This is a genomic window from Clostridium culturomicium (assembly GCF_000821305.1).
In the GTDB taxonomy this organism is placed as follows: Bacteria; Bacillota; Clostridia; order Clostridiales; family Clostridiaceae; genus Clostridium_J; species Clostridium_J culturomicium.
The window spans coordinates 374,621-400,502 of the sequence record NZ_CCXK01000015.1 but is presented as its reverse complement, the minus strand read 5'-3'; the positions used below and the strand labels follow the sequence as shown (position 1 = coordinate 400,502).

The window sequence follows — 25,882 nt, the reverse complement described above, 5'->3', positions numbered from 1 at the left end:
GCTTAGAAGTAAGTCCTACCGTTTTAAAACGAGAGGTCTAGTAGTGAGAGGTTAGTTCCGGGTAGCGAAAAATCCAGTAGGCGAGTGTGGGGGCAAAGATCAGGTCAGCCGACATATATAACATCTTGATTTCAAGGTGTTTTTTATTTTTTTGAATAAAGTTAAGGGAAGCATGTGAGTTTATTTTAAAATGTATTAAGTATAATGAGTAAATAAAAGAAGCTATAAAGCGTTGATAGCCCTATAGCTTAATGTATTAAAAACCCACGTGTAATCTAATTATAGCACAATTTAAGAAAAAAAGCATATAACATATTTGATAGCAATTCGTTGATTGAACAAGAAAGAGGAAGATATATATATGTATAAAAGATAAATGTTCAGAAAATTAAAATTATTGTATTTGCAAATAGGACAAGGGGATATTAAAATAGAATTACAAAACATATATATATATTAAAGAGGAAAAACTTCCTAGTTAATATGAGAGGGGCTGGAGTTATGAATATCAAAGTAGTAGGAAAAAATATTGAGGTTACAGAAGGGCTAAAAGCAGCAGTTGAAAAGAAACTTGCGAAGCTTAATAAGTACTTCATGGATAGTGTTAATGCCACAGCCACATTAAGCGTAGAGAGAAATATTCAAAGGATCGAAGTTTTAATTCCTTGCAATAATGCGATGCTAAGAGCGGAAGTTAAGAGCAATGACTTATATAGTGCTATTGACTTAGTTGTAGATAAATTAGAAGGGCAGGTAAGAAAACAAAAAACAAAGCTTGAAAAAAGAAATGGAAATATATCTTTAAGATTTAATAACATAAAGGAATATGAGAATTTTGATAAGGAGAATGAGCCAAGGATTGTTAAAACTAAGAGATTTGCAATCAAGCCTATGAATGAAGAGGAAGCTGTATTGCAGATGGAGCTTTTAGGACATGATTTCTTTGTATTTATGAATGGAGATACTGATGAAGTGAATGTTGTTTATAAGAGAAAAGATGGAAATTATGGTCTAATTGAACAAGAATTTTAGGATAAATTGTAATAAATAAATGATAAAACTCTATAGCGAAAGCTATAGAGTTTTTTTATAGATGTAAAGGAAAATAGTTATGGTAAAAATTTACTAATTATGGATAAAGTTTTGTTATAATATTGAAGGAATAAGGAATAACTGTTATAATCTAAATTAGTATTTAAATATAGAATTAGAATTTGTTATACTAAAAAAATATAATTTGCATAAAATATCATTTCGGTATAAAGATAAAATAGTAACCCTATGGAAGAAGAGTGAGGATAAGTTTATGAAAATATTTGATAAAATATTTGGAAGTTACAGTGAACGTGAAATTAAAAGAATTATGCCAATAGTTAAAAAGATTAATAGCTTAGAACCTTCAATAAAGGTTCTTAGTGATGATGAATTAAGGGCAAAGACTGAAGAATTTAAAGAAAGAATAAAAAAAGGCGAATCTCTAGATGCGATACTTCCGGAGGCTTTTGCTGTTGTTAGGGAAGCTTCTTCAAGAGTTCTTGGGATGAGACACTATGATGTTCAGTTAATCGGTGGTATTGTTCTTCACCAAGGAAGAATTGCTGAGATGAGAACAGGAGAAGGTAAAACTCTTGTTGCTACATTACCATCATACTTAAATGCTCTTACAGGAAATGGAGTACACATAATCACAGTAAACGACTATCTTGCAAAGAGGGATAGAGATGAAATGGGAAGAATACATGAATTCTTAGGTCTTTCTGTAGGGGTTATTATACATGGTCAAACTCAAGTAGAAAAGCAAATGATGTATAACTGTGACATCACATATGGAACAAATAATGAGTTTGGATTTGATTATTTAAGAGACAATATGGTTGTTTATAAGCAGGAAAAAGTTCAAAGAGACCTTAACTATGTTATCGTAGACGAGGTTGACTCTATCCTTATAGACGAAGCGAGAACACCACTTATAATTTCAGGTCAAGGTAGCAAATCAACTGATTTATATAAGGTTGCAGATTTCTTTGTTAAAGCACTACAAGAAAGTGATTATATGAAGGATGAAAAGAAAAACTCTGTAATTCTTACAGATGAGGGAATAGCTAAAGCAGAGAAGTTCTTCCATTTAGAGAACTATGCTGATGCAGAGAACATGGATATACAACACCATTTAGTTCAGGCATTAAAGGCTAACCATATGATGAGAAATGAAAAAGATTATATTGTAAAAGATGGAGAAGTAATAATTGTTGACGACTTCACAGGAAGACTTATGGAAGGTAGAAGATACAGCGATGGTCTTCACCAAGCTATAGAAGCTAAGGAAGGCGTTAAGGTTGCAAGAGAGTCTAAGACTTTAGCGACAATTACATTCCAAAACTACTTCAGAATGTATACTAAACTTGCTGGTATGACTGGTACTGCTGAAACAGAAGAAGCAGAGTTTAGAGAAATATATGGTCTTGATGTAATTGTTATACCAACTAACATGCCTGTTGTAAGAGTAGATTACCCAGATGTTGTTTATAAAACTGTAAAGGGAAAATACAAGGCTTTAGTTGATGAAATACAAGAAAGTCATGCAAAGGGTCAGCCTGTACTTGTTGGTACTGTAAGCATTGAGAAGTCAGAAGAAATTTCTAATATGCTTAAGAGAAGAGGTATTCCTCATCAGGTATTAAATGCTAAGTACCATGAAAAGGAAGCTGAGATAGTTGCTTTAGCAGGTCAAAAAGGTGCTGTTACAATTGCAACAAACATGGCTGGAAGAGGTACAGACATTAAGCTTGGAGAAGGTGTAGTTGAAGCAGGAGGGCTTAAGATACTTGGAACAGAAAGACACGAATCAAGACGTATAGATAATCAGTTAAGAGGACGTGCTGGACGTCAAGGAGACCCAGGAGCATCTAGATTCTACATTTCATTAGAAGATGATTTAATGAGAATATTCGGTTCTGAAAGACTTAGCGGAGTTGTTGATAAACTAGGCTTAGACGAAGAGGATGCTATTGAGAGTAAAATGGTAAGTTCTGCTATAGAAGGTGCTCAAAGAAAAGTTGAGGGTAACAACTTCGATATCAGAAAGAATGTTGTTAAATATGACGACGTAATGAATAAGCAAAGAGAAATAATTTACAAGCAAAGACAAGAAGTTCTTATGGGAGCTGACATAAGAGACCAAATTCAAGGCATGATAAGTGATGTTGTAACTTCTTCAGTTAGAAATCATATTAGTGGTGTTGAGGATACTTTTGATGACGAGTTAAATAAACTTGTTAAATTCATGGAAGAAGTATTTGTTCCAAGAGGAACTTTTACTGCTGAAGAGTTATCCAATATGTCTGTAGATGAAATATCTAAGGCGTACTTAGATAAAGCTGGTGAGCTTTATAAAGAAAAAGAAGCCGAATTTGGCGATGAGCAGATGAGAGAAATTGAAAGAGTTATACTTCTTAAAATTGTTGACTCTAAGTGGATGGATCACATCGATAATATGGATCACTTAAAGCAAGGTATTGGATTAAGAGCTTATAAGCAGCAGGATCCAGCTCAGGCTTATCAAATGGAAGGTTCAGATATGTTTGCTGAAATGATAGACAATATTAAAGAGGAAACTGTTAAGTACTTGTTCCATGTTAAGCTTGAAAAAGCGCCTGAAAGAGAGCAGGTAGCAGAAATAACTTCTACAAATGAGGACACTTCTGCAAAGAAAGAACCGATAAAAAAACAAAGTAAACCAAACAGAAATGACGCATGTCCATGTGGTTCAGGACGTAAATATAAGAATTGTTGTGGAAGAGGAGAGTAAAAGTGATACTACAATTAGAAGAATATCTAAATGAAGTTAATGCTTTAAGTAACAAATTAAGAGAATTAAAGGTGTCTCTTTGACATAGCAGCAACAACAAGTAAATTATCAGAGCTTGAGTTCAAAATGCAGGAGCAGGATTTCTGGAATGATATAAATAAAGCACAGGAAATTACTCAAACGGCTAAGGGCTTAAAGGATAAATTAGATAATTTTCATAGACTTGAACAACGTGCAGAGGATGTTCAAATATTAATTGAGATGAGCTTGGAGGAAGAAGATACTTCCTCTTCAAGTGAAATCAAGAAAGAAATTAGTGAACTTTTTGAAGCCGTTGAAACTCTTAATATTGAAACGCTTTTAAGCGGTGAATATGACAGAAATAATGCTATTCTAGAGTTGCATACTGGCGCTGGTGGAAATGATGCTCAAGATTGGACGCAGATGCTTTACAGAATGTATACTAGGTGGTGTGAAAACCATGGATTTAAGGTTGAAGTATTAGATTATGTGTCTGCTGATGAAGCAGGGATAAAAGGGGTCACCTTAAAGATAACTGGTGACTTTGCATATGGATATCTTAAATCAGAAAAAGGTGTTCACAGATTGGTTAGGATTTCACCTTATAATGCCAATGGTAAAAGACAAACCTCCTTTGCTGGATGTGAAGTGCTTCCGGAGTTAACAGAAAGTCAGGATATTGAAATAAAACCAGAGGATTTAAAAATTGATACCTATAGATCAGGTGGAGCTGGTGGTCAGCACGTAAATACAACAGATTCAGCGGTAAGAATAACCCACCTGCCTACTAATATAGTTGTTCAATGTCAAAATGAAAGAAGTCAGCATAGCAACAGAGAATATGCAATGAAAATGTTAAAAGCTAAGCTTATTGACATTAAAAATCGTGAGCATAAAGATAAGATAGAGGACATTACAGGTGAGGTTAAGGATAATGCCTGGGGAAGTCAGATAAGATCTTATGTATTCCATCCATATAATCTGGTAAAAGATCATAGAACAGGGGCAGAAACTGCAAATGTTGGAGCTGTAATGGATGGTAATATCGATTTGTTTATTAATGAATATTTAAAGCAGATAAAAGAATAAATTAAAAGGAATATAGAGCTTTCTATATTCCTTTTTTATGTTTTCTTTTTTTTATAACAATAAATGAAACAATTACTACTAAGATAGAAGTTGATAAGGCTGAGGCAAGTATTAAATAAGAGAAGTTAGTGTAAATAAAATTATCACTATAGGCATCTTTTATTATAAATACCTTCATTATTGAAAAGCATCTATCTATGGCAGTTTCACTAATATATTCGATTCTATCGTTTGGAGTGTGAATTCTAGAGGTATCGTTATCACAGAGTGTTATTGCTTCAATCCCTATATTGATGAAAGGGGCATGATCACTGGCATCTTCGAAGAGATAGTTAAAGTATATTTTACTTTCTTTCATTACTGTTGCAACTTCATCAACTAAAGGTGATTTCACTGAAGAACCTGAACCAGACATTATACAAAGAGGAACACCATCATAGCTTCCAATCATATCAAAGTTATATACCCTGCTATCTTTTAATAAATCACCGTATTCTTCTGTAAAGGCTGTGGAACCTTTTAAACCTAATTCTTCACCATTAAAAGCTACAAAAATAATATTTCTATCAGGAGTACCAAGATTCTTGATATATTTTGCAAGCTCTATAAGAAAGGCTGTTCCAGAAGCATTATCTAGTGCACCGTTATAAATAGTACCTGCTAAGTCTGCTCCGACATGATCAAAGTGTGCTCCAAAGACTAATGGTGGCAAGTCAGGGTTAGAACCTTTAATTGTTCCAACAACATTATTTAAGGTTACATCCTGCACTTCATATGGAATATATGTGTATATGGAATAACCCTCGTCCAAATAGGAATTAATATCTGATAGAGTTTCCTTTGTGATAAGAATATATAAGTCAGCATCACTATTTTCAAAGAATGAACCTCTGAAATTAAGTGTATTATCCACAGTTGTTACAAAAATAGCATTGCTATTTATTGATGGATTAGAAACAAATAAACCATTAGTATTTTTATTTTTTATATCAGCACTAGAAAATTCTAGTTCATTAATTCTGAAATTAAGAAGAGTTTCTTTGTAATTCACACCATAATCATATGTTTTTACGATATTACCCTGTTTATCTATTACTGATAAAAGTGGTGTTTTATCTACACGCTGAGGACATTTTGTTGTAAAGCTTTGATAATAATTATTATCATTAAATGGCTCAAGACCTATGGTCTTAAATTCACTCTTAATATAATTTGCAACCATAGAGTTTTCTAAAGTACCGCCCAGACGGCCTTGAAATGCATCACCACAGATGTATTCTATGGTGTTTTTTGCATCATTACTTTTAAAGTTATTTAATTTTATGTATGTGCTAAAACTTATTGAGCACAGTATAATTGAAATTAAAATTAATAAAGATATTCCTATTTTTTTCATACAACCACCTAATATATTACTTTAATATTATATATATGAAAATTTGAGTTCATATATGATAAAAGTACATTGGTTGTGATAGAATAAAATGGTACGATACTTTGTGCATTTAGGAGGAAGGCTATGTCAATCATTAATGAAAAATTATTAAAAGAGTTTCCAATGAATAAAACTCAAATTGAAGATGTTATTGAACTTTTAAATGAAGGAAATACAGTTCCTTTTATAGCTAGATATAGAAAAGAGAAAACCGGTGGACTTGATGATGTAATTTTAAGAAAGTTTTCAGATAGGCTTACATATTTAAGAAATCTGGAAGATAGAAAAGCAGATGTCATAAGACTTATTGAAGAACAGGAAAAGATGACAGAGGAAATAAGAACATCGTTAATAAAGGCAGAGACTTTAACAGAAGTAGAAGATATATATAGACCATTTAAACCAAAGAAGAGAACTAGAGCTATTATAGCTACGGAGAAAGGCCTTGTACCACTAAGCGAATATATATTAGCTGGAGGTGGAGATAAGGATTTAAATAAATTCGCAGAAGAATTTATTTCAGAAGAAAAGGGTGTTAATTCTTTAGAAGAAGCATTCCAAGGGGCAATGGATATCATAAGTGAGAAAATAAGTGATAATGCAGCCTTTAGAAAATGGATAAGAGAATATGTTATTAATACAGGACTTATTGAAACAAAGGGTGAAAGTAAAGAAAGAACCCAATATGAAATGTATTATGAGTATAATGAAAAGGTTAAATTTATACCACCTCACAGAATTTTAGCAATAAACAGAGGTGAAGATGAAAAGGTTCTATCAGTAAAAATTACTGTGGACATGGAGAGAATTCAAGCGTATATAAGAAAATCAGTTATAACTGAGGATGCTCAGTGTAATGGATATATTGAAAAAAGCATTGAGGATTCTTTAAAGAGATTAATTTATCCTTCAATTGAGAGAGAAATTAGAAATATGCTTACTGAAAAAGGAGAGGATGGAGCTATTGTAATTTTCAAGGAAAATTTAAAAGCTCTATTAATGGCACCTCCAATAAAGGGTAAAGTTGTAATGGGCTTTGACCCAGGATTTAGAACAGGATGTAAGGTTGCTGTACTTGATGATACCGGAAAGTTTTTAGAATACGTCGCAGTTTATGCAACAGCGGCTAGTGAAGCTAAGGTTAAAGAAGCTAAAGAGATACTTAAGAAAATGATTATAAAGTATAATGTTGATGTTATATCTTTAGGAAATGGAACTGCGTGTAGAGAATCAGAAGAGGTTTTAAGTGATGTAATAAATCAGGTTAAAGCTGAAACCGGTAAAGAGGTATTCTATGTGGTTGTATCAGAAGCAGGCGCATCTGTTTATTCTGCATCAGAGCTTGCAACTAAGGAATATCCTGATTTAGACGTAACTGTAAGGGGAGCAATTTCTATAGGAAGAAGACTTCAAGATCCATTAGCAGAGCTTGTAAAAATAGACCCTAAGTCTATAGGGGTAGGTCAGTATCAGCATGATGTGGCAGTGAAGAAACTGGATGAGTCTTTAAAAAATATCGTTGAAGATTGTGTTAATAATGTAGGGGTGGATCTTAATATCGCTACACCATCCTTATTATCATATATTTCAGGCATAAACCCATCAATAGCACAAAATATCGTTGCATATAGAGATGAAGTAGGTAAGTTTAAATCAAGAAAAGAATTGTTAAAGGTTAAGAGATTAGGAGCTAAGGCTTTTGAACAATGTGCTGGATTCTTAAGAGTTGATGAAAGTAAGGAACCTTTAGATGGAACTGCAGTACACCCAGAGAGTTATGATGCCTGCAAAAAGCTTATGGCAATTCTAGAATATACTGACGAGGATTTAAGAAGTAGAAATATCAATGATATTGATGAAAAGGTAAAAATAGCAGGTGTAGGTAACTTAGCAAGAGCTCTTGAGATTGGAGAGCCTACTTTAGTTGATATGATTAAAGAACTTAAAAAGCCAGGCAGAGACCCTAGAGAGGAATTACCAAAGCCAATATTTAAGACTGGAGTAATTGAATTATCCCAGCTTAAAAAAGGTATGAAGCTTATGGGAACAGTTAGAAATGTATCAGATTTTGGTGCATTTGTGGATATAGGAGTTCATCAGGATGGCTTAGTTCATAAGAGTCAGCTTAGTGACAGGTTTGTTAAACATCCATTAGATGTAGTTAAGCTTGGTGATGTTGTGGAAGTTACTGTAATTGATATTGATGAGAAGAGAAACAGAATTTCTTTATCTATGAAGAAGGATGTTCAAATAAAATAAACATAAAGAGAATAAAATAAATATTTAACAAAATATCTATTGAAGTGTAATTTTCTTCGTGATAAGATAATAATGTAATAAAAATAAATAATGCACTTCAGGGCGGGGCGTAATTCCCCACCGGCGGTAAAGCCCGCGAGCCGAAAGGCTGATTCGGTGAAATTCCGAAGCCGACAGTATAGTCTGGATGAAAGAAGGTAGTAGTTAACGTATTTTAATGTTGTACATTTTGGTGCCCTGATTTTTTAATCAGGGCATTTATTTTTGTATAAATAAAATATGTAACGGAAACCCTTTGAAGGAGCGACATGTTTTAGGGGGTAAAACAATGAACACATCAAAAAATGTAAACAGATTAGTCAAAATTTCAGTCCTAGTGGCAATGGCATTTGTATTAATGCTATTCGATTTCCCAATACCAGGCTTTCCGCCATTTTTAAAGTTCGATCTTAGTGATCTGCCAGCTTTAATAGGAGGATTCGCTTTAGGTCCAGTTGCAGGAGTAATAGTTGAAGGTGGAAAAGTACTTTTAAATCTATTATTCACAGGAAGTGCAACAGGTGGAGTTGGAGAAGTTGCTAACTTTATAATTGGAGCAAGTTTTGTATGGGTTGCAGCATTTGTTTATCATAGAAACAAAACTAAGAAAAGTGCTCTTATAGGTTTAGTATTAGGAACTATAGCTATGACTATCGTTGGAGCTGTGTTTAACTACTTTATTTTAATTCCGTTATATGCAACAATGTATGGTGGAATGGATGCTATTATAGGAATGTCTGCAGAGGGAAATTCAGCAATAGGTAGTTTTGCTGGAGTAATAATAATAGGGATAACTCCATTTAACATATTAAAGGGAGCTGTTGTATCTGTTATAACCTTTGCGTCTTATAAAAAGGTTGCACCACTGATTAATAAAGAAAATATAAATATGAAGCATCAGACAGTGAGATAATTAGTAAAGAGAATAGAAAAGGGTCAGTCACAAAGTGTGACTGACCCTTTTTAGAGTTAAGGAAACTCCTTCTGAGTGATCTACTAAGTAAATTTGTGTTAGCCAAATCGAAGATGTACTCTGTGGAAGTTCCATTACCCAAATCATAGATTTGGAGTGTAACTTCTGGACATTCACTTATAAATTGTAATTCCACATTATGTGGCCATCTTCTTTAGGATTTTCATAAAAATTCTTACGGGTACCCTCAATGGTGAAGTTATGTTTTTTGTATAAATTTATTGCTGGTGTATTAGATGCTCTAACCTCAAGGGTCATGGATGTGGCACCTAATTCTTTAGCTATTTTAATTAGATTTTCAACAATAATATCACCAAAATTATGACCACGGTAATCGGGATGAACTGCGATGTTGGTTATATCTGCTTCATCAAATAAAGTCCACATACCGCCAAAGCCAACAATTTTATCTCCTAGTTTTATTACTATATAAGCTGCTCGCTCATTGGTTAATTCCTTGTTAAGAGAATCTATGGACCATGGTGAAGAAAAGCTTAAATCACAAATTTCCTTTACACCAAGGATATTTGAAGCATTCATTTTTTCAATACTAATATCAGTCATTTTTATTTACCTTAGCATCATATTCTCTTTCAGCCTGACACTTTCTAAGATAAACTGGGGCAGCACTTAAAACATTATCGCTGTAGCCTTCAAAAAGCCTTTGGTGACCTAAGGCACCAATAGAAGATGCTTTAGCTACGTTAAGGTGGCTTGGAGCAATTGAAGCCGTAGGAAGGGCTTCAAGTAGCTTAGAACTGAATTTGTATGTTCCATCACCGATAAAGGTTACTGCTTCAGCAAAGTTTGAACATTTTTCAATGACTTCTTCAACAGAAAGCAGCTGATCCTCTTCTAATGTGACTAATTTGCCATTTTCAAATTTATAAAAGTTAGTATAAACATTTCCTCTTAAGGCATCTATTATTGGGCATATTATTCCATCAATATTAAATAGGTTATTAGCAAGACCATCTAATGAGCTTATTGCTACAAATGGTTTTTTAGTTGCTTGAACTAAGCCTTTAACCGTTGACATACCAATTCTAAGTCCTGTAAAAGAACCAGGACCGTTTGATATTGCATATCCATCTATATCTGAAATAGATAAACCGCAGTTTTTAATTAAGCTGTCTATCATTGGCATCATTATTACAGAGTGTTGCTTTTTATGGTTAATAACAACTTCTCCAAGCAGCTTATTATCATCAAGAATGGCAGCTGTTGCACATTCGGTTGCTGAATCTAAGGCTAATATTTTCATAGTGTTAACTCCTTTGTATAATTGTAACGTTTGTCTGTATAATTAATAGTAATTTTTCTATAAGTTTCTCCTATATCAGGCAACTTTTCGATGTTGATTGTTAAGCTTTCTTCAGGTATTAAATCCTCAATGTAATTTGCCCATTCAATTACGCTTACCCCATCACCGAAGATGTATTCATCAAAACCTATGGCAGCAATCTCATCAGGGTCATTTACTCTATAAACATCAAAATGGTAAAGTCTTAATCTTCCGTCATACTCATTGACGATAGTAAAGGTTGGACTAGTAATATGGTCCTTTATTTCTAAACCCGTAGCAATACCTTTAGTTAAATGTGTTTTACCTGTACCCAAATCTCCGATCAGGCATATAATATCATTGGAGTTACACAATTTACCTAATTGCACACCTAGGGAATTTAACTCTTCAACGTTCTTAACTATAAATTCCATGTGATTCACCTCATTAATATTTTAGCTTAAAAGAAAAAAAATGCAAAGCAAATAGAAAAATAACATTCATATTTGCTTCGCTTTATATGTGTATAGCTATAAAGCATATATTTTAGCATTAATAATGTAAACTCATTTTCGTATTCATTAGAAGGAGTAAGTACGAGTTACCCAATCAAAGATATACTCTATGAGAATTCTACTAGCCAAATCACAGATTTGGCGTGTCACTTTTGGAGTCTTACTTATATTATTGCCATTTTAATTTAAAATCATAACCTTTAATGACTGCAATGCTTTAGTACAAATAAATTGCTGGTCAACCATTTTATCCATTAGAACAAAGGCTTCTGTAGCAGTCATTCCTTTTCTGTAGGGCCTATCAGCAACTAAAGCTTGGTATATATCGCATACAGCCATAATTCTGCATTCCTCGCTCAAATTTTCACCATGAATACGGTTTGGATAACCAGTACCATTAAGTTTTTCATGATGGTTAGAGGCCCAATCGCAGATATCATCAATATTAGTTATCTTGCTGAGGATGAGCTTAGTGTAATATACATGAGATTTAATTATAGCGAACTCTTCATCATTTAAAGATCCTTCTTTATCTAAAATCTCACAAGGGATGGCCACTTTTCCGATATCATGGAGTAAGCCTGAAATTTTCATTTTTAAAGCTTTTTTATCATCATATTTTAAATGAATAGATACTTTATGAGCTAAATTAGATATTTCTTTTGAATGGGAAGCTGTAAAGGTACTTTTATTATCTATTATGGTTGCAAAGATATTTGATAGTTGTTCAAACTCTTTAAGAGATATAAAAATATCGTCTTTTGGGGCAAGGTCTTTTATAAAATCATCTATATTACTATTATTATATAAATTTAACCAAAAGTTTTCCTTTTGTGCTACCGTTAAAAAGTTATCAACAAGTTCTTGAGAAAATAGTATATTTGCTCTGCCTTCAATCCAAGAAGTGATATATTTCATATTTGTATAGTAGTGTCTATCATATTCCAATTGAGTTTCAATTAAATCTGCTAGTCTAATAATCTGAGCCTCAATAGGTATATCATAACCTTTTAAATTAAAGCAGCCTGATTCATTATAGTTTTCATGGTGGTACTTAATGATTTTCGCTATATAGGACAAGGATGGAATATCCTTTAGCATATTGTATCCTTCCTCACAGTGTTTTTTTATATATAAACTAGAATGATGAGCTAAGTCGAATATATTTTGGGTACCGATGTCATGAATAATGGAAGAGACATATAAGTTAAAATAAGTGTCATTAGTTAAATTTAATTGACGTCCAATTTCTAAAGCAATATAAGTTGTTCTCTTACAATGATTGGAAAATTGATGTAAACAGTAGTTTATTCCAGTAGAAGGATCAATTAAAGAATCGAGTTTATTCCAATTGTTATCTGCTAAGTCTAAAGCTAAGGAAATAGCAGATGCAATACTTTTCATACTAATAGCCATTTCTTTTACGCACACCTTTATATTATACTTCAAGTTATTTTATCATAAGTTGTATTAAAATGTAACAAATAATGGTTTAATATTAAAAAATAGTAAAAGAAAATAATATGTTATATTTGGCTACTTAACTTAAGTTTCTGCATATATTTAAATGTAGAGTGGTATTAATTGACTATAATGTTTTTTATAATATGAATATTTTATTTATAAAGTTTTAATTATTGTAAAAAAGTACTTCATCATATGGCGCTGTTATTACATATTAAGGTATAATAATATAAATCCAATTAAATGGGGAGGGGTTATGTATGTTAATTAAAAATTTAATGTTATCAAGGGATGATTTAACGATTGTAAATCCTAAGGAAAGTGTTAGAAACGCTCTGGATTTAATGGAGAAAAATGGCTTTTTATCTATTCCAGTTGTGGATGGAGATAAGTTTTTAGGTGTAATTTCTAAAGGACAAATATATGAATATTTTTATGAAAAAGCTCTGGAAAGTAAAGCAGTGTTATCAGAAATCTTAGTTGAAAATGTTATGATAACAAACGTTCCAGTAGTTTCACCTGAAGGTAAGATTGAGGATGCAGCTTACTACCTAGCTACAAAAAATACATTTTTCTTAGCAGTTATAGATGCAAAGGGAGCAATGAAGGGAATTGTAACTCATAATGCTATCTTCCAACAGTTCTCAGAGCTTTTTGGAGAAAATCATGGTTATGGAATATCTATAATTGCATATGATATACCAGGACAGATTTCTAAACTATCTAAGGTTATTTCAGAAAATAATGGTCAGATTATCAGCTTTGTAGTTGTTGATCTAAAGAGTATTACTAAGGTTAAAGAAATAATTTTAAGAATACACACAAATGATATAGATTTAATAGTTAAAAAATTAAAGGAAGCTGGCTTTAAAGTAGAATAATTTATTTGATAGCAGTTGAAAATAAAATTAAATCTTATTTAGGTATCTAAAAGATAAAAGTATTTTTCTTTTAAAGGGAGATGATTAAAATTAGCGACGTAATAGATTTTAATGAACTAAAGAATAAAGCAAGTGATAAAGATGTAGATAAGTTTGAGGATTATATATATTCAATGTATTATTCTATGGCTCAAGGAAAGATGTCAATGGCACAAATGAGCAGAGAAATAATGAAGTATATGAATGAGAATAACATATCTCAAGAAAAGTTTATGAATATACAAAAGAAAATAATGGAGAGATATGGAGTTTCTACAGATGACCTTGAAGAGCAAATGAAATCTATGGGAATAGATTCATCCTTACAATCTTTAGGAAATGAATATGAAGATGCCAGAAAGGTAATGGGCTTTCAAGAAAAGTATAAAGGTAAATTAACTGTAAAGACATCTACTAATTACTGCATAAAAAACAGTAAAAACGATGTGGAAATATATACTCAAGATGAAAATATTATTTTAAAAAGTTTTAACAAAATTGATTTAACAGATATTGAATTAAATGAGTTTTTATGTTCATATAAAAAGGTCGTAAGCAATAAAACACTTAATATTTCTATATGTGAGAATGCTTCTACCTATTTATACTAAAATTATTTTGTAGAAATTAAAAAAATAATGAAAAAAACCTCTTGCTTTTCATATATATATATTATATAATGAACAAGTAACGAAGGGGTATAGCTCAATTGGTAGAGTAGCGGTCTCCAAAACCGTTGGTTCCGGGTTCAAGTCCTCGTGCCCCTGCCAGTTAGAAAGTCAGTAAACTAAAAAGTTTGCTGACTTTTTTTATTTTTGATTAACTTGTATTTGGGGAGTAAATGAGAAGTAGAAATTTTGAATAAATAAAAATATATTTTGAAAGAAAAATGGACAAAGTGTGCAGAAGTGGTATTAAAAAAGAATAACTTGGGCAAAATTCTCAATAAGTAATAACAATGATGAGAGGTTTTGAACATGAATATTCTTATTTTATCTGCATCTACAGGTGGTGGTCATATGAAAGCTGCTGAAACATTAAAAGAGTATATTGAAAGTAATGATAAAGATGCAAAGGTTAAATTAGTGGACACTCTTGAATATATAAATCCATTAATAAATAAAATTATAAGCAACGGATATGTATTTCTTGTACGAAATATGAATTATTTATATAGGATATTTTATAATGATACTGATAGAAAAAGTTTAATATCTTTATTTGTAACTAAAACGTTGATGATATTATCTAAAAGAATTACGCCACTTATAAAAAACTTTAATACGGAGGTGATTGTAACTGTTCATCCGTTTTCAACTGAAATTATTTCAATTTTGAAGGAATCTTCAGTGATACAAATACCACATATTTGTTTAATGACAGATTACGCAGCGCATAACACCTGGATAAAGAAGAATGTAGATAGCTATTGCGTTGCTTGCGAAGACATGGTAAGTGAAATGGTCATAAGAGGTGTAAGACCAGACATAATTCATCCTTTTGGAATACCGGTAGCTAAAGAATTCTTTCAACAAGCGAAAGAGGATAAACAAGCTTTTAGAAAGGATTTGCAGTTAGATTCAGTTAAAACTATTTTAATTATGGCTGGAAGTTTTGGAGTTAATAATATTGAGGAAATATATAATTCGTTATTAACTATAAAAGAGGAGTTTCAAATTATTATTATCACAGGAAACAATAAAGGATTATACGATAGGATAAGAAGTATAAAGCAAGTCACTAAAAAAACAAAAGTAGTTAAATATACAAAGGAAGTTGCTAAATATATGAATTTGGCAGATGTACTAATTACTAAACCAGGTGGATTAACGATTTCTGAAGCATTAGCATCTAAACTTCCTATGATTATTTTTGATGCAATTCCAGGGCAAGAAGAATCAAATGCTAAGTTTTTAATAAGGCATGGTATGGCTGTATCCATAGGTAAAGGACGGGATTGTAATATTGTTGTTGAAGAACTGTTAAAAGATAAAGTTAAGCTGAATAAACTTGAGGAGAACTGTGGTAAGTTTAATAAAGAGAAGAGTTGCAAAGAAATATTTGAATTGATAAAAGAGCTGATAAATGAAAATAAAAAGCAAGATGAAACAGCGTAAATAAGAGGATAAGTCTCTTTATTTACGCTGTTTTTTCGACGTGCCATTAACAAAACCATCCAAGAACTTAAAAGAACCTTTCTTTATAAATAGATATCCCATAAATGCAACAATAAGTGCACCTATGCTTCCGCTTATCATATCAGACATTGTATCAACTAAGCTGAAAAGCTGAGAGTCAAATCCAAAGAGCTGATCTCCTGCAAATTCCCAAAACTCCCACAGTGCAGCTCCTGTTACAGAAAATAAGAAGATAAATACACTAACAAGAGCAGGGGGTAATAGGGGATAAACTTTTCTGCCGGCTAACGGTTTTAAGGCTGTTAAAGCAAAAAATCCTAAAATTACGCCTGACAGCCAGTGTAAGAAGAAGTCCCATAAAGGCCAAATGGAATAATATCTATACATTTTACCCATAAATAAGGTCATAAATATAAAGCTTTGTATAAGAAAATCAATGGCAGTTGATATATTAAATTTAAATATTAGGCAGATTATATCAGGAATAAAGGATGTAAAAAGAATTACAATTCCGTTAGAGATAAAGTTGGCATTTGCACCATCTTTATTAGTTAAGATATAATAAATTGTTAGAAAAAGTAAGATTATTCTAAATGACCATTTAAATAATAAACTAAAGGGGAGCTTAGTTTTTTTCATTGAGATGACCTCCGGCAATATCAAAGATTTGGATGGCTATTTTCATTTATTAGTAAAAGCTTTTTATCACGAGATAATTGCTTTATTTCATATTCTCTCTTTAAGGCTGTTGATTTATCTTTAAAAGTTTCGAAGTAAACCAATTCAACGGGCAATCTGCAACGAGTATATTTTGCGCCTTTTCCACTGTTGTGGCATTTTATTCTTTTTTCAATGTTAGTTGTCCATCCGGTATATAAAGTATCATCGCTGCATCGTACTATGTATATGTAACACATTTAATTCTCCCCCAATAATTACATTTTAAACTATTACTATTATAGCAAATATGGTCAAACTAAAGCATAAGGATGATTGAGTGGGTTGTAAAAAAGGTTAATTAAAAAGAAATGGAGCTGATTTGGGGAAATCAGCTCTGCAAGTTTAATAAATATAAAAGATTTAAGGATTTTATAGTAATTGATATCTCTTATCAATGAGTTAATAATACTATATTTATTTTTCGATGTCAATATAAATGAGAATTATTTTCATTTATTCTTTTTAATTAATTAATTAAAAAGAATAAAGACTTAAAAGAGAGGTGCTTTTAAGTCTTTATTTCAATAGTAGTGCATAAGAAGGTGAACAAATGAGCAAAAGAGCTTTAATTAATGGAAGCTTTCTCCTGTGATTTTGGAGAAAGCAAGTTCATATTAGCCAAGTCAAAGGTGATTTTACAAAAGCTGCAGTTTGGATGTGAACTTAACGTTGAAATTAATTTAAGCTATTTCCTCTTAATAATAGTTTGTGCAGTTATAAGGATAACTTACTAGAGAATTAAATCCATAATTAGAAATTGTAATAGTATTTTATAAAGTTAAGTTGAAATATAAGTAGAGAAAAATAGTGGTATACTTAAAAGAGTAAAAGAGTAAAAGAGTAAAAGAGATTAATATAGCTTTTGGAGAGAAAACAATGAAGAAAATTATAGAAATTGGAAGTTTGAAAATCGGAGAAGGAGTGCCCAAAATATGTGTACCTATTATTGGCACCACCAAAGAAGAAATTATAAATTCAGCAAAATTTATAAATGAATCAGATACAGATTTTGTTGAATGGAGAGCTGATTTTTTTAATAATGTTAAGCAATGGGAGAAAGTCGAAGAAGTTTTACATGAATTGAAGTTTTGGTTAAAAGATAAACCACTGTTATTTACTTTTAGGACGTTGCAGGAAGGTGGAAATTTATATATTTCTTCTAAGAAATACTTAGAATTAAATATTAATGTAGTTAGAAGTAAGATTATTGATTTTGTTGATATAGAGTATTATATAGGTAAAAATATTGTTAGGGATTTAGTTGCTGAAGCAAAAATAAATAATGTTTATACAGTTATTTCAAATCATGATTTTAATAAAACGCCAAATAAAGATGAAATAATAAATAGGCTATGTGAGATGCAGAAGCTTAATGGAGATATGCTAAAAATAGCTGTAATGGCTAAAGAAAAAAGCGATGTATTTATATTAATGGAAGCAACAGAAGAGATGGCAAGGATTCATGCTGATAGACCAATTATAGCAATGTCTATGTCAGCAGTAGGTATGATCAGCAGAGTTGCTGGAGAATTTTTTGGTTCGGATGTAACTTTCGCAACAGTTGGAGAACAGTCAGCACCAGGACAGCTTCCAATTGAAAGGGTGAAGAAGTTATTAAATTTACTACATGAATAAAGTACTTCTTCTATTTGGAGAAGAAGTACTTTAAAAAATATTTAAGTTTAAGAAACGTAATAGTTAATTAATCAGTAGATTTTGGCTATTACTTTTTTTATTGAGTCAATTGCGTAATTTATGTCATCTGTTGTATTAAATAATCCAAAGCTAAAGCGTACTGTACCGTATGGAAAAGTATTTAATGTCTTATGAGCTAAAGGAGCACAGTGAAGGCCGCAGCGTACGGATATTCCATAATCCTTATCTAAGTAATAAGCTATTTCACCATTATCGTAATTTTTAAAGTTTAGTGAGACAACTGCAGTTCTGCCTTTTGAAGAAGGTAATCCTATAACTTCAGCCTCAGGTATATCCATTGCTTTATCAATAAAAAGCTGAGTTAAATGTTCCTCATGCCTTTGTATTTCATTTATTCCAATTGAGTTTATGTACTTTATTCCAGCATTTAAACCGTATATACCGGGAACATTTGGTGTTCCACCTTCGAACTTATCAGGCATATAGGAAGGCTGATATTCATATTCAGAGAAGCTTCCAGTACCACCTTCAAGTAATGGTCTGGTAATCTTACTTAATTCCTCAGAGATTAAAAAACCACCTATGCCTTGAGGTCCTAAAAGACTTTTATGACCTGTAAAGCAAAGAATATCAATATTTAAATCTTTCATATCTATAGGAATTGCACCAGCAGTTTGAGCTGTATCAGCAATAAAGTATAGGTGATTATCTCTACAAAACTTACCGATAGATTTAAATGGAAGCAGTGTCCCACATACATTTGAACTATGAGTCATTACTAAAGCCTTAGTATTTAACTTCATATAATTTTTAAGTTGAGCTACATCTAATTCACCGTTAGAATTGCAAGGTACAGCTGTGTACTCAACTCCAAGTTTAGAAATTGAATTTAAAGGCCTAAGGACTGCATTATGTTCCATTGAGGAGACAATAATATGGTCTCCAGCATTAAATAAACCCTTTAAAATTACATTGAGGCTTTCTGTAATGCCTGAAGTAAAGATTACGTTTTCGGGTTTTGAAAAATTAAAAAACTTGCATAACAGCTCTCTTGTTTCATAAACTGTGTTTTCTGCGTCAAATGAATTTTTATAGCTGCCTCTGTTTACATTACCTCCAATTGAGGACATATAGTTAGTCATTGAAGCTATAACTTCTTTAGGTTTAGGAAAAGAAGTTGCACCATTATCGAGATAGGTTTTTTTCATTTAATCCCCCCCTTTAGGCTAATGATTTATTTGAGTGTTCAATAGATTGTGCTTAATCTATTGGTATTTTGAATTTAATCTAAAAAGAAATATATGGTAGACTTTACTTATATTTAAATACTATCAAATTTATAAAGGGGAGTAAAGTTATGAAGGAAAAAAAAGGCATAATATTTGCAGGGGGACTCGTTGGATTAATATCAGTTGCTTTAGTGTATTTCGGAAATCCTAAAAATATGGGAGCATGTATAGCATGTTTTTTAAGAGATACAGCAGGGGCACTAGGACTTCATAGAGCTGAGGTAGTTCAATACATTAGACCAGAAATTATAGGTATGATTTTAGGCGCATTTATAATAGCTTTGTTTACAAAAGAGTTTAAAGTTAAAGGGGGCTCATCTCCATTTTTAAGATTTATACTTGGAGCTATTGTAATGATTGGAGCTTTAATGTTTTTGGGATGTCCATTAAGAATGGTACTTAGAATGGCAGGAGGAGACTTAAATGCTTTAGTAGGACTACTTGGATTTGCAGCAGGAATATTTATTGGAATTCAGTTCCTTAACAGAGGTTTCTCATTAAAAAGAAATTATACAATGAATACAGTAGAAGGCTATGCAATGCCTGTTATTGCAATTATGCTTTTAGTTCTTCTAATTTCTGCACCAGCAGTTATTTTCTTTAGTGAAAGTGGTCCTGGTTCAATGCATGCACCAGTTTCAATAGCTTTAGTAGCTGGCTTAATAATTGGGGTAGTAGCTCAGCGTACAAGACTTTGTATGGTTGGTGGAATAAGAGATTTAATAATGTTTAAAGATACTTATTTGATGTGGGGATTTATTGCAATATTTGTTGTTGCATTAGTTGGTAATTTAGCTTTAGGTTATTTTAAATTAGGCTTTGTAGATCAACCTATAGCATTTAATGATGGTACTTGGAACTTCATGGGTATGTTAGTTGCTGGATGGGGCTCAGTTTTATTAGGTGGCTGCCCATTAAGGCAATTAATCCTATCTGGAGAAGGAAATGCAGATTCAGCCATAACTGTTATGGGGATGGTTGTAGGAGCTGCATTCGCACATAATTTTAAGCTGGCATCATCAGCAGAAGGAGCTACACCAAATGGTAAAATTGCAATATTTATCGCCTTAGGTGTACTTTTAGGAATATCTGTATTGTGCATGAATAAATCATTTAGTATATCAAGCAAAAAAAATGAAAAGGATGGTGTTACAATTGGTTAGAGTTGATGCAAGAGGAATGAGTTGCCCACAGCCTGTACTTATGGCTAAGAAGACGTTAGAAAGCAACAAGAATGGTTTCGAAATTCTTGTTGATAACAATGTAGCAAAGGAAAACGTGTCTAGATTTGTGAAAAATGCTGGTTTAAAAGTGAAGGTGGAAGAAATTGGTGAAGATTTCTTAGTAAAGGCTAGTAAATAATATGGAATATACAGTAGTTTTCTTTACCCATTCAGGAGCAATAAAATATCATAGATATTTAAACTCGATAGGAATTCAGAATGAAACAATGCCAGTACCAAGAAAGCTTAGTTCAAATTGTGGAATAGGGGTAAAATTTAAAACAGATCAAGATATTAATAGTATGATTACAGAAGACATTGAGAAGATTTTTAAAATGGATTGTGGAAGTCATGTAGAATTATATAGTTGTGACTAAAAAGCTGGTTGAAAATGAATTTATTCATTTTCAACCAGCTTTTATTTTAATGTATCATAAATATTTATTCTTTCGTAACCATTATCTTTAAGAATAACAGGACAGTAATTCTTAGACTTGAGGGCCTTTATGAAGTCATTCATAGTTTTAATTTCACAGTTAAATTCTGTAGCGTAGCAGCCAACCTTATTTTTAACATGGCAATCACTTGCTCCCAAAATTCCAAGACTACATTCTGTTGCAGTAGTGTAGGCCATTAAGTTGTGATGAGGAGGAGTACTTCCATTGAAGGCTTCAACGCCATCTAATATGTGTGCCACAGATTTTATATTATCGCCTAAACCTCTATTATTGGTTCTATATGGATGTGCGGCTATGGCAGCACCATTATGGTTATTTACAATAGTTAACAATTCTTCAGGTGTAAGCTTGTTAGGTTCAAAGGTTTCTCTAGGTAAATCCTCAACTCCAAAAACCACAATATCACCTTTAGTTGTAAGTACTTCGGCTCCAACTAAGACTAAGATTCCTTCTTTGTAAAAAAATGACCCGGTCTCTTTTATTAAGTCTGCATTATCATGATTAGTTATACAAATTCCATCAAGTCCAACTTTTTTTGCTTGCTCAAGTATTTCATCGAAGGATACTAGGCTATCAAATGAATATTTATTTTCATGCATATGAGTATCTATTATCATTTTTATCTCCTTAAGAATATCATTAATTAAATAATACCGTATAAAATTCAAAAACAAATAACATATTTAAAATTATAATAGATAAAATATATCTATTATAATTTTAAATAACCATAATAAGTATTTTAAATTATAAGGATAAAATGTTATGATTGAACAGGGATACACATATTCCGACACAAAGTTATATTTGGCAATGAGTTTTATTGCTTTTTATCATAGGAATTAGGAGGAAACATATGTTTAAGAGTATAAGAAAGATATTAACATTATCTTTAGCTACAGTAATGACTGTTGGATTAGTAGCTTGCGGAACAAAAGATAAGGCAAGTGATGGAAGTGAATCAAAAGTAGTAACTGAACCTTTAAAGGTAGTAACTACATCAGAAACTTACAAAGAACTATTTGATAAGTTTACTGCAGAAACAGGTATTAAGGTGGAGTTTTTATCCATGTCTTCAGGGGAAGTTATATCTAAAGTTAAAGCTGAAGGTGGAAATCCTATGGCAGACCTATGGTTTGGGGGTGGAATAGATGCTTTCATGGCTGCTAAGGAAGATGGTTTATTAGAGAAGGTTGAATTCGATGGAGCAAAAGAGTTAGCACCAGAATATAAAGATTCAGAAGGTTATTGGTATTCTAAAGGATTAACGGTGGTAGGATTTATTGTTAATAATGACATATTAGCAGAAAAGAATTTAGAAATGCCTAAAACTTGGGATGACTTAACTAAGCCTGAATATAAGAGTGAAATATTAATGTCTAATCCTGCAATATCAGGAACTAACTATGCCGTTGTGAATGCAATTCTTCAAACAAAGGGTGAAGAATTAGGATGGGAGTACTTTGAAAAACTTAATGAGAATATAGATTATTACTCTAAAAGAGGTAAAGATCCAAATGTAAAAACTATGGCAGGAGAAGTTGCAATTGGTGTAACATATATCGATAAAGGCCTAGAGAAGATGCAGGAAGAAAAAAATGTTACAATTGTTTATCCAGAAGATGGTATACCATACGTTCCTGAGGGAGTAGCTGTATTCAAAAATGCTTCTAATGTTGAAGGTGCAAAAGTATTTATAGATTGGTTATATAAAGATGAGAACTTAAAAGAAGTAATAAGACTTGATAATAAAGATACATTAAAATTAGTTAAGCCAAATTTAGAAGGGGTAGAGTTAACATTCCCTAGAGAAAAACTAATGGAGGAAGATTTATCACTATTTGGGACAAAGAGAACTGAAATTCTTGATAAATGGAATGTCTTAATGGGTGATAAAGCTGAAAATGAATAAGAAAAGCAGGGTATCTAAATTAGATACCCGTTTTTATAATGTAATTGATTATGTTTTAATTGGCTTAATTTCAATTTCTGTTTTAGTTTTCATTCTTTGGCCTATTGTATGTGTAATAAAAACAAGTTTGTTTATTGATGGTGAATTTACTTTAGAGTTATATGAGAAATTATTTACAAGCAATAAAAATTTGTTGTATAACAGTGTGTTTGTTGCCACACTAACTGCAGTGATTTCAACAGTTTTATCTGTAGCAGTTGCTGTAAAAATAAACTTTATGGAAGGAAAGAAAAAGCTTATTTTTATGGGGATTCTTATGGTTACAATGATTTCTCCACCATTTGTTTCGTCTTTAGCATATATTCAGCTTTTTGGAAGAAGAGGTCTTATAACATACAGGTTACTTGGACTATCAATTAATCCATATGGATGGCATGGAATTGTTGCTATGCAGAGTTTATCATTTGCTTCTTTAAATGCATTAATGCTTCTTGGAATTATATCTAAAATAGATAAGAGTCTTATACAATCATCATTGGATTTGGGGTCTAGCCCGTCTTATGCAGTTAGAAAAGTTGTGATTCCATTAATAAAGCCTGCTATTTTGGTATGTTTTTTATTATCATTTGTAAGATCTCTTTCTGACTTTGGAACACCAATGACAATCGGTGGACCATTCAATGTCTTGGCAACAGAAATTTATATGCAGATTATTGGATATGCAAATCTACCATTGTCATCAGCAATGAATGTAATAATTCTTATACCTGCTCTATTAGTTTTTGTTTTATATAGAAGGTTGATGAAAAAAAATGATTTATTGGTAAAGGGAACGAGTAATAAGGGTTCTGTAGAAGAGCTGAATATTAAAATAAAAGGAATATTTAACTGGGTAATAACATCTATATCAGCTGTATTCTTTGTAATGATGATAATGCAGTATGGAATAATATTTATAAGTGGAATAACAAAGTATAGCTATGGAAAAATGCAGTTTACCTTAGACCACTTCAACTATTTAAAGTTATATAGTATGTCTACTTTTATACGAAGTATAATATATGGAATTATTGTAGGGGTTACTGGAACTTGTATAGGAATACTTTTATCTTACTATGTAGAGAGAAGAAAGCTGTTTGGAGGTCAAATATTAGATTTTATAAGTACACTTCCATATATTATTCCGGGAACATTCTTTGGAATAGGATATATATTGGCTTTTAATAAGCCTCCATTACTGATTACGGGTACAGCAGCTATTGTAATTATTAACTGTGTATTTAAACAGATGCCATTAACTACTAAGACTGCAAGTGCTGCATTATCACAAATAAATGTTAATCTGGAGGAAGCAGGGAGAGACTTAGGTGCAGGAAAATTCCATGTAATTAAAGATATAGTTTTACCCAATATGAGAAATGCATTTATTGTTGGGTTTATCAACAATTTTACAACTTCCATGACTACTATAGGTTCAATAATATTTTTAATTCATCCGGGGAAGAAGCTTGCTACTTTGGCGTTGTTTGATGCCATAAACAGTGGTGAATATGGGGTTGGTTCACTTATTGCGACTATAATAATAATAATTACGATGTTTGTAAACTTATTGTTTTCAAAAATCATTTTAGGAAGGAGTGCCATGAAAGATGTTTCTTCAATTGAGTAATTTAAATAAAAGTTTTGGAGAAAAAAGGGTAGTTAAAAATCTATCTATTAGCATAAATAAGGGAGAAATATTATGTCTTTTAGGACCTTCAGGGTGTGGAAAAACAACCACATTAAAAATGATTGGTGGCTTTTTAGAGGGTGATGAAGGAAAAATACAAATAGAAGAGAAGGATATAACAAAGCTATCTCCAGAGGAAAGACCAGTAACAACTGTTTTTCAATCCTACGCATTATTTCCTCATTTGACAGTTTTACAAAATGTAATATATGGCTTAAAGTTTAAAGGGTATTCAAAAAAAGATGCCAAGGAAAAGGGAATTGAGTATTTAAAAATAGTTGGATTAGAAGGCTATGCTAACTCTAAGATCCATGAAATTAGTGGAGGACAGCAGCAGAGAGTTGCATTGGTTAGAGCCTTGATAGTTAATCCTAAGGTACTCCTTCTGGACGAACCTTTGAGTAATCTTGATGCCAAGTTAAGAATCAAAATGAGAGAAGAGATTAAGAATATCCAAAAGAAATTTAATATGACCATGGTTTTTGTAACTCATGATCAAGAGGAGGCATTGGCTCTGGCTGATAAAATAGCTATCATGAATGAGGGAGAATTGATGCAGTTTGGAACTCCAGAAGAGGTTTATAATAATCCAGCAAACATTTTCTCAATGAAATTTCTGGGTAGTGCTAATGAAATAATAGATACGGATGGAAAAACATTTTATGTACGTCAAGAAAATATAAAAATTTCAGCTGATGGAAAGATTCAGGGTAAAGTTATAAGCAGAGATTTTTTAGGATTTTATAATGAATATATTATTGCAGCTGATGAAAATATAATAAAAATAAAGGTGCCTTGCGGTGGAGTGGTTTATAATCCAGGAGAACAAGTAGGATTAGAATTTCAGCATAAGGTATATTTCTAATACATTTGCAGGGATGAAGTATCACCCTGCTTTTTTTATTAAATCAAAGTTAGATAAATAATTTAATAAGAGCAGTAAATAAAA

24 protein-coding genes, 1 tRNA gene and 1 riboswitch are annotated in these 25,882 nt (G+C 31.9%); of the genes, 16 read left to right on the top strand and 9 right to left on the bottom strand.

Annotated elements, in window-relative coordinates; genetic code table 11:
• The first annotated feature begins 501 nt into the window (after positions 1–501).
• The 3 genes from hpf to prfB all read left to right on the top strand — a co-directional run bounded on the left by hpf (position 502) and on the right by prfB (position 4,918).
• On the top strand, positions 502–1,032 hold the full coding sequence (gene hpf / locus BN1075_RS08765; protein ID WP_040192909.1) for a ribosome hibernation-promoting factor, HPF/YfiA family: 531 nt from the start codon (positions 502–504) through the stop codon (positions 1,030–1,032).
• 274 nt (positions 1,033–1,306) lie between these two features.
• Positions 1,307–3,808, top strand: a complete 2,502-nt coding sequence (secA, locus tag BN1075_RS08760; protein WP_040192740.1) for a preprotein translocase subunit SecA — start codon at positions 1,307–1,309, stop codon at positions 3,806–3,808.
• 2 nt (positions 3,809–3,810) lie between these two features.
• Positions 3,811–4,918, top strand: a protein-coding gene (prfB, locus tag BN1075_RS08755) for a peptide chain release factor 2 (protein WP_148315482.1) whose coding sequence is annotated in 2 segments (ribosomal slippage) — positions 3,811–3,888 and positions 3,890–4,918 — 1,107 coding nt in all. Because the reading frame shifts where the segments join, the coding sequence is not laid out codon by codon here.
• A gap of 22 nt (positions 4,919–4,940) precedes the next feature.
• On the opposite strand, the gene BN1075_RS08750 is transcribed toward prfB, so the two are convergent.
• Positions 4,941–6,314: a M28 family metallopeptidase gene (locus tag BN1075_RS08750; protein WP_052406481.1), complete on the bottom strand. Its 1,374-nt coding sequence runs from the start codon at positions 6,312–6,314 to the stop codon at positions 4,941–4,943.
• A 123-nt stretch (positions 6,315–6,437) separates the two neighbouring features.
• Here BN1075_RS08750 and BN1075_RS08745 point away from each other — a divergent pair, with 123 nt between their 5' ends.
• Positions 6,438–8,612: a Tex family protein gene (locus tag BN1075_RS08745; RefSeq protein ID WP_040192738.1), complete on the top strand. Its 2,175-nt coding sequence runs from the start codon at positions 6,438–6,440 to the stop codon at positions 8,610–8,612.
• A gap of 89 nt (positions 8,613–8,701) precedes the next feature.
• Positions 8,702–8,814, top strand: a riboswitch (FMN riboswitch).
• Between the two features lie 126 nt (positions 8,815–8,940).
• A complete protein-coding gene (locus tag BN1075_RS08740) occupies positions 8,941–9,564 on the top strand; it encodes an ECF transporter S component (RefSeq protein ID WP_040192737.1) in 624 nt (207 codons plus the stop codon).
• 177 nt (positions 9,565–9,741) lie between these two features.
• Here BN1075_RS08740 and rimI read toward each other — a convergent pair whose 3' ends face one another.
• From rimI to BN1075_RS08720, 4 genes are all read right to left on the bottom strand, one after another.
• Positions 9,742–10,188 (bottom strand): ribosomal protein S18-alanine N-acetyltransferase, encoded by a 447-nt coding sequence (rimI, locus tag BN1075_RS08735; protein WP_040192736.1) that lies wholly within the window; start codon positions 10,186–10,188, stop codon positions 9,742–9,744.
• Positions 10,181–10,888, bottom strand: coding sequence for a tRNA (adenosine(37)-N6)-threonylcarbamoyltransferase complex dimerization subunit type 1 TsaB (gene tsaB, locus BN1075_RS08730; protein WP_040192735.1), 708 nt, complete (start codon positions 10,886–10,888; stop codon positions 10,181–10,183). Before tsaB ends, rimI begins: the two co-directional genes overlap by 8 nt.
• Entirely contained in the window at positions 10,885–11,343 is a 459-nt protein-coding gene (tsaE, locus tag BN1075_RS08725) for a tRNA (adenosine(37)-N6)-threonylcarbamoyltransferase complex ATPase subunit type 1 TsaE (RefSeq protein ID WP_040192734.1), read from the bottom strand. Before tsaE ends, tsaB begins: the two co-directional genes overlap by 4 nt.
• A gap of 261 nt (positions 11,344–11,604) precedes the next feature.
• Positions 11,605–12,828 carry an HD-GYP domain-containing protein gene (locus BN1075_RS08720; protein WP_235777771.1) on the bottom strand — a complete coding sequence of 408 codons (1,224 nt, stop codon included), beginning with the start codon at positions 12,826–12,828 and terminating at the stop codon, positions 11,605–11,607.
• 320 nt (positions 12,829–13,148) lie between these two features.
• Between BN1075_RS08720 and BN1075_RS08715 the strand changes: the two genes are divergently transcribed.
• From BN1075_RS08715 to BN1075_RS08700, 4 genes are all read left to right on the top strand, one after another.
• A complete protein-coding gene (locus BN1075_RS08715) occupies positions 13,149–13,769 on the top strand; it encodes a CBS domain-containing protein (protein ID WP_040192731.1) in 621 nt (206 codons plus the stop codon).
• 89 nt (positions 13,770–13,858) lie between these two features.
• Positions 13,859–14,419, top strand: coding sequence for a DUF3867 domain-containing protein (locus tag BN1075_RS08710; RefSeq protein ID WP_040192907.1), 561 nt, complete (start codon positions 13,859–13,861; stop codon positions 14,417–14,419).
• Positions 14,420–14,502: 83 nt separating this feature from the next.
• Positions 14,503–14,578, top strand: a tRNA-Trp gene (locus tag BN1075_RS08705).
• A gap of 207 nt (positions 14,579–14,785) precedes the next feature.
• Positions 14,786–15,925 carry an MGDG synthase family glycosyltransferase gene (locus BN1075_RS08700; RefSeq protein WP_040192730.1) on the top strand — a complete coding sequence of 380 codons (1,140 nt, stop codon included), beginning with the start codon at positions 14,786–14,788 and terminating at the stop codon, positions 15,923–15,925.
• 18 nt (positions 15,926–15,943) lie between these two features.
• Here BN1075_RS08700 and BN1075_RS08695 read toward each other — a convergent pair whose 3' ends face one another.
• Positions 15,944–16,585 (bottom strand): DUF2238 domain-containing protein, encoded by a 642-nt coding sequence (locus tag BN1075_RS08695; RefSeq protein WP_040192728.1) that lies wholly within the window; start codon positions 16,583–16,585, stop codon positions 15,944–15,946.
• 20 nt (positions 16,586–16,605) lie between these two features.
• Complete coding sequence (locus tag BN1075_RS08690) at positions 16,606–16,863, bottom strand: GIY-YIG nuclease family protein (protein ID WP_040192727.1); 258 nt, start codon at positions 16,861–16,863, stop codon at positions 16,606–16,608.
• Positions 16,864–17,542: 679 nt separating this feature from the next.
• Between BN1075_RS08690 and aroD the strand changes: the two genes are divergently transcribed.
• On the top strand, positions 17,543–18,301 hold the full coding sequence (gene aroD, locus BN1075_RS08685) for a type I 3-dehydroquinate dehydratase (RefSeq protein WP_040192726.1): 759 nt from the start codon (positions 17,543–17,545) through the stop codon (positions 18,299–18,301).
• A gap of 71 nt (positions 18,302–18,372) precedes the next feature.
• On the opposite strand, the gene BN1075_RS08680 is transcribed toward aroD, so the two are convergent.
• Positions 18,373–19,530: an aminotransferase class V-fold PLP-dependent enzyme gene (locus tag BN1075_RS08680; RefSeq protein WP_040192725.1), complete on the bottom strand. Its 1,158-nt coding sequence runs from the start codon at positions 19,528–19,530 to the stop codon at positions 18,373–18,375.
• A 149-nt stretch (positions 19,531–19,679) separates the two neighbouring features.
• Here BN1075_RS08680 and yedE point away from each other — a divergent pair, with 149 nt between their 5' ends.
• From yedE to BN1075_RS08665, 3 genes are read left to right on the top strand one after another with little or no spacing between them, the layout of a single operon-like run.
• The gene (yedE, locus tag BN1075_RS08675) at positions 19,680–20,774 is read left to right on the top strand and encodes a YedE family putative selenium transporter (RefSeq protein WP_040192724.1); all 1,095 of its coding nucleotides are present in this window, start codon (positions 19,680–19,682) and stop codon (positions 20,772–20,774) included.
• Positions 20,758–20,973, top strand: coding sequence for a sulfurtransferase TusA family protein (locus BN1075_RS08670; protein WP_328286188.1), 216 nt, complete (start codon positions 20,758–20,760; stop codon positions 20,971–20,973). Before yedE ends, BN1075_RS08670 begins: the two co-directional genes overlap by 17 nt.
• Position 20,974: 1 nt before the next feature.
• Positions 20,975–21,211, top strand: a complete 237-nt coding sequence (locus tag BN1075_RS08665; RefSeq protein ID WP_040192722.1) for a putative Se/S carrier protein — start codon at positions 20,975–20,977, stop codon at positions 21,209–21,211.
• Positions 21,212–21,252: 41 nt separating this feature from the next.
• On the opposite strand, the gene BN1075_RS08660 is transcribed toward BN1075_RS08665, so the two are convergent.
• Complete coding sequence (locus BN1075_RS08660; RefSeq protein ID WP_040192721.1) at positions 21,253–21,909, bottom strand: PHP domain-containing protein; 657 nt, start codon at positions 21,907–21,909, stop codon at positions 21,253–21,255.
• Positions 21,910–22,148: 239 nt separating this feature from the next.
• On the opposite strand from BN1075_RS08660, the gene BN1075_RS08655 reads away from it, so the two are divergent.
• Genes BN1075_RS08655 through BN1075_RS08645 form a run of 3 tightly spaced genes read left to right on the top strand, consistent with a single transcriptional unit; the run spans position 22,149 to position 25,798 of the window.
• Positions 22,149–23,204, top strand: coding sequence for an ABC transporter substrate-binding protein (locus BN1075_RS08655; RefSeq protein WP_081911533.1), 1,056 nt, complete (start codon positions 22,149–22,151; stop codon positions 23,202–23,204).
• Complete coding sequence (locus BN1075_RS08650) at positions 23,197–24,873, top strand: ABC transporter permease (protein WP_040192720.1); 1,677 nt, start codon at positions 23,197–23,199, stop codon at positions 24,871–24,873. The genes BN1075_RS08655 and BN1075_RS08650 overlap by 8 nt, the downstream gene beginning before the upstream one ends.
• Entirely contained in the window at positions 24,854–25,798 is a 945-nt protein-coding gene (locus BN1075_RS08645; RefSeq protein WP_040192719.1) for an ABC transporter ATP-binding protein, read from the top strand. Before BN1075_RS08650 ends, BN1075_RS08645 begins: the two co-directional genes overlap by 20 nt.
• Positions 25,799–25,882: the final 84 nt, after the last annotated feature.